Origin of the sequence: Geobacillus sp. DSP4a (assembly GCF_013096875.1) — a bacterium.
Lineage (GTDB): Bacteria > Bacillota > Bacilli > Bacillales > Anoxybacillaceae > Geobacillus > Geobacillus thermophilus.
This window is the reverse complement of sequence record NZ_SDLD01000087.1, coordinates 1-4239: the sequence shown is the minus strand read 5'-3', so window position 1 is coordinate 4239 and position 4239 is coordinate 1. Positions and strand designations below refer to the sequence as shown.

Annotated in this window: 3 protein-coding genes, 15 tRNA genes and 1 rRNA gene; 18 read left to right on the top strand and 1 reads right to left on the bottom strand. The window is 47.7% G+C overall.

Annotation, left to right across the window (positions count from 1 at the left end; genetic code table 11):
- From ETC02_RS16245 to ETC02_RS16160, 18 genes are all read left to right on the top strand, one after another.
- Positions 1–133 (top strand): 23S ribosomal RNA (locus ETC02_RS16245); the annotation flags it as partial.
- A 129-nt stretch (positions 134–262) separates the two neighbouring features.
- Positions 263–337 (top strand) — tRNA-Asn (locus ETC02_RS16240).
- A 4-nt stretch (positions 338–341) separates the two neighbouring features.
- A tRNA-Ser gene (locus ETC02_RS16235) sits at positions 342–432 on the top strand.
- 14 nt (positions 433–446) lie between these two features.
- A tRNA-Glu gene (locus tag ETC02_RS16230) sits at positions 447–518 on the top strand.
- A 9-nt stretch (positions 519–527) separates the two neighbouring features.
- A tRNA-Val gene (locus tag ETC02_RS16225) sits at positions 528–603 on the top strand.
- A 158-nt stretch (positions 604–761) separates the two neighbouring features.
- A tRNA-Met gene (locus tag ETC02_RS16220) sits at positions 762–838 on the top strand.
- A 4-nt stretch (positions 839–842) separates the two neighbouring features.
- Positions 843–918, top strand: a tRNA-Asp gene (locus ETC02_RS16215).
- A 133-nt stretch (positions 919–1051) separates the two neighbouring features.
- Positions 1052–1127 (top strand) — tRNA-Phe (locus tag ETC02_RS16210).
- 318 nt (positions 1128–1445) lie between these two features.
- Positions 1446–1521 (top strand) — tRNA-Thr (locus ETC02_RS16205).
- Positions 1522–1527: 6 nt separating this feature from the next.
- A tRNA-Tyr gene (locus ETC02_RS16200) sits at positions 1528–1612 on the top strand.
- A 7-nt stretch (positions 1613–1619) separates the two neighbouring features.
- Positions 1620–1690, top strand: a tRNA-Trp gene (locus tag ETC02_RS16195).
- A 19-nt stretch (positions 1691–1709) separates the two neighbouring features.
- Positions 1710–1782 (top strand) — tRNA-His (locus ETC02_RS16190).
- Positions 1783–1799: 17 nt separating this feature from the next.
- Positions 1800–1874: transfer RNA gene (locus tag ETC02_RS16185), tRNA-Gln, on the top strand.
- A 5-nt stretch (positions 1875–1879) separates the two neighbouring features.
- Positions 1880–1951, top strand: a tRNA-Gly gene (locus ETC02_RS16180).
- A gap of 9 nt (positions 1952–1960) precedes the next feature.
- A tRNA-Cys gene (locus tag ETC02_RS16175) sits at positions 1961–2034 on the top strand.
- A gap of 61 nt (positions 2035–2095) precedes the next feature.
- Positions 2096–2180 (top strand) — tRNA-Leu (locus tag ETC02_RS16170).
- A 98-nt stretch (positions 2181–2278) separates the two neighbouring features.
- Entirely contained in the window at positions 2279–2743 is a 465-nt protein-coding gene (locus ETC02_RS16165) for an IS630 family transposase (RefSeq protein WP_171698422.1), read from the top strand.
- Positions 2744–3047: 304 nt separating this feature from the next.
- Complete coding sequence (locus ETC02_RS16160; protein ID WP_012749497.1) at positions 3048–3392, top strand: DUF6176 family protein; 345 nt, start codon at positions 3048–3050, stop codon at positions 3390–3392.
- 129 nt (positions 3393–3521) lie between these two features.
- Here the strand turns inward: ETC02_RS16160 and istB are convergent, their stop codons facing one another.
- Complete coding sequence (gene istB, locus ETC02_RS16155; protein ID WP_256370920.1) at positions 3522–4127, bottom strand: IS21-like element helper ATPase IstB; 606 nt, start codon at positions 4125–4127, stop codon at positions 3522–3524.
- Positions 4128–4239: the final 112 nt, after the last annotated feature.

The following is a 4239-nucleotide window of genomic DNA, read 5'->3' as shown; positions in this document are numbered from 1 at the left end:
CCCCCTCAAGATGAGATTTCCCACCGCGTCAGGCGGGTAAGATCCCTCGAAGATGACGAGGTCGATAGGTCCGAGGTGGAAGCGTGGCGACACGTGGAGCTGACGGATACTAATCGATCGAGGGCTTAACCAAGAAAAGCGGAGGCGAGCGGTTCGCCCCGGCTTCTTCCCGAAACGGTTATCTAGTTTTGAAGGAATGAAAAAAAGTCCTTGACAGCTCAACGCGAATCATTATAATAATAAATGTCTAAAGTGATGTCATTCCGCAGTAGCTCAGTGGTAGAGCAATCGGCTGTTAACCGATTGGTCGCAGGTTCGAATCCTGCCTGCGGAGCCATCGTGGAGAGCTGTCCGAGTGGTCGAAGGAGCACGATTGGAAATCGTGTAGGCGTGAATAGCGCCTCAAGGGTTCGAATCCCTTGCTCTCCGCCATGATTCATCAACATGGCCCGTTGGTCAAGTGGTTAAGACACCGCCCTTTCACGGCGGTAACACGGGTTCGAATCCCGTACGGGTCACTTCTTCGTGGAGGATTAGCTCAGCTGGGAGAGCACTTGCCTTACAAGCAAGGGGTCGGCGGTTCGATCCCGTCATCCTCCACCATTTTTAATCGTTGTGGAGTGGAGCGACGAGCCTTTGCTTCATCGAATTCACTTCGAGTTGCCTCGACGCATCTGGCATCTTTGAATCAGCTTGTAGAGGAAGAGGCAACGGACAATAACGCTAAGAACATTGTGCAAATTAATTTACTTTCCTATCGTCGCGGGGTGGAGCAGTCCGGTAGCTCGTCGGGCTCATAACCCGAAGGTCGCAGGTTCAAATCCTGCCCCCGCAACCAAATTGGTCCCGTAGTGTAGTGGTTAACATGCCTGCCTGTCACGCAGGAGATCGCGGGTTCGAGTCCCGTCGGGACCGCCATTGTTTCAAAATTATGAAAAGAGACAGCTCAGCAGCTCAGTCGGAGTTGCCTCAACGCATCTGGCTTCCTCGAATCACCTTGCAGAAGAAGAGACACAGTGCAGTACAAGCAAAGTAACGTAAAACTTAATATGGCTCGGTAGCTCAGTCGGTAGAGCAAAGGACTGAAAATCCTTGTGTCGGCGGTTCGATTCCGTCCCGAGCCACCATATAACATAATGTGCATCATATGTATGCCAACTTAGCTCAATTGGTAGAGACGAGCATCCGCTTCATCGAATCGGCTGCAAGTTGTCCCGACGCATCCAGCTTCTTCGAGTTGGCTGGTAGAGGAAGGGACACAACAAATGAACAATGAGCCGCGATTTATATCATAGTTATGCCGACTTAGCTCAATTGGTAGAGACGAGCACTTGCTTCGTCGAGTCGGCTTCGAGTTGCCTCGACGCATCCTGCTTCCTCGAATCAGCTTGTAGAGGAAGAGGCACAGAGCACAACAATGAGCCACCTTCTTGTATTTGTTTTATGCCGACTTAGCTCAATTGGTAGAGCAACTGAATCGTAATCAGTAGGTTGCGGGTTCAAGTCCTGCAGTCGGCACCATTCCTTGGAGGGGTAGCGAAGTGGCTAAACGCGGCGGACTGTAAATCCGCTCCCTTTGGGTTCGGCGGTTCGAATCCGTCCCCCTCCACCATGATTGAAGGGGCATAGTTTAATGGTAGAACAGAGGTCTCCAAAACCTCCGGTGTGGGTTCGATTCCTACTGCCCCTGCCTTTTGATTATCATTATGGCGACTATGGCGAAGTGGTTAACGCACCAGATTGTGGCTCTGGCATGCGTGGGTTCGATTCCCACTAGTCGCCCTTCACTTTTACAGCGTTGGGGTATAGCCAAGCGGTAAGGCAACGGACTTTGACTCCGTGATGCGTTGGTTCGAATCCAGCTACCCCAGCCAATGATGCGGAAGTAGTTCAGTGGTAGAACACCACCTTGCCAAGGTGGGGGTCGCGGGTTCGAGTCCCGTCTTCCGCTCTCGATCAAGGCGGCATAGCCAAGTGGTAAGGCAGAGGTCTGCAAAACCTTTACCCCCGGTTCGAATCCGGGTGCCGCCTCCATCTAATGAATATAAAAAGTGTTGACAGACATGAAGTAATGTGATAAAATAATGCATGTCGCGCCGATGTGGCGGAATTGGCAGACGCGCACGACTCAAAATCGTGTGGGGTAGCCCCCCGTGTGGGTTCGACTCCCACCATCGGCATCGAAAATAGGGAGAAAGGCTTTAGGGACAAGGGGTTTCACGTAAGTGGAATCCCTTGTTTTTTATTTACCGAATACGATTCGAGAAAAGAAAATCGTGTGCGTACAATCGTGTTCGGTGAGGTGAAATGGAAAGTGCCTACGTGCGGCCATCATGCCCACGTTTCTGTATTTGGGGCGGTGAATGTGCTCAATGGGGACACCGTTCTTCATCGAGCAGTCGCTGCGAATGCGACGACGTTTTTGGATTTTTTAAAGATCTTGAAGAGCCGTTATCCAGACCAGCTGATCGTGCTCGTGCTCGACAATGCCCGCATCCACCATGCCAAAATGGTGAGAGATTTCTTGCGCCAAGAAGGGGAATCGTTTCACTTGATCTTTTTAGCTCCTTATTCCCCACAGCTGAATCCCATCGAACGCTTGTGGAAATGGCTCAAGGATGCGGCCATTGCCAATGTGTTTCACAAAGATCAAATGGATATTGACCAAGCCATTGCCCGGTTTATGGAATATATAGATCAACAACCGGAAGAGGTGCTTCGACGCTTGGGGTGTGCAGCGTGATGCAAAGGTTAACTTTTCAAGGTGCATTTATATAGTTAAGTGTAAAATTATAGAAGGAATTATATAGATAGGAAGCGAAATAGAGTAGAAAGATAAGGTGAAAAACGAACGTCTAAGCAAGGGATGCTGCTCGATGTAGTATGCTATATCATTTTTCTGTTAGTTGTCTGGCATGTGGCGCACGGTCACATTGATGACTATTATGCGACGCTTATCTCCACCGTTTTCGGCATGGCATACAAGATATACTGCTTTCTTTCTATATTTTGAAGCTCATCAATAAATAGAAAGGTGGAAGCATGAGATGAAAGTAGAATTAAGCAAATTTCGCGTAAAGGAAGGAAAATCGAAGCGGGTGGATGAATGGATGGAATTATTAAACACACATATGAACGAGGTGCTGTTGACGCTCAAAGATGAAAAAATGCATGTCGAAGCGATCTTCCGCGAGCGAAATGAGGAAGGAGAGTTTCTTTACTGGTTCTCTGTTCAGGGAGAAGGCGGGATTTCCGTAGAAGAGTCCGAACACGAAATTGATAAAAAACATTTGGCGTTCTGGTATGAGTGTATTGATGAGGAATATAACGAACCTGTGATCACAACAGAAGTAGTGATGATTCCAGAGCATATTCGTAAGGCGATGGAGTAAGCAAGTTTGAGAAGTTAATCATGAATCTATATATATAAATTGAAATAAAGGTTTTCTCCCGTTCCACGGTGTCAAGGCCGATTATTTTTTCCCCAAAATCGCCGGTTTAAAATTCCCCAGAAGGACCTTTCATTGATCCTTCTGTTTTTCTTCTTGGAGCCTCTTTTCCCGTAATCGATAGCTTTCCCCCTTTAGGTTGAAAATGATGGAATGATGCAGTAATCGATCTAACATCGCTGTCGCCAAAACCGAGTCTCCCACGATTTCTCCCCATTCCCCAAAGCTTTTGTTGGAGGTGAGGATAATCGGGGCATGCTCGTACCGCCGGGCGATCACTTGAAATAAGTAATGAGCGCTGTTCGGGTCCAGTTTTAGATACCCCATTTCATCAATAATGAGAACGGTTGGCTTCACAAAGACACGAAGCTTTTTCTCCAACTTTCCTTCCTGGTCGGCTCTTCTTAACTGATTGACCAAATCGTGAGCGGTAATAAAATACGTTTTATATCCTCTTGCGATCGCCTCCATTCCAATCGAAATTGCCAGATGTGTCTTCCCAATCCCCGGTGGACCGAGAAAGAGGATATTTTCTTTCCGGTCAATAAAGGACAACGTAAGCAGTTCTCGAATCCGGCGCTCATCCACCGAAGGCTGCGCGGTAAAATCAAACGTATCGATCGTCTTGCTGTAAATTATCACTTTATTTCGGAACAAAAGAGACATTTTTTTGCACATTCCTTCAGAAAGCCCTCTCCCCTTTTCTGAAAGAATGTGCTAAATTTTTTGTGAATTATTTCGGAAGAGAAAATCCATCGGTTCATAGGAGGGGGAGGAGGACGTGATTCAA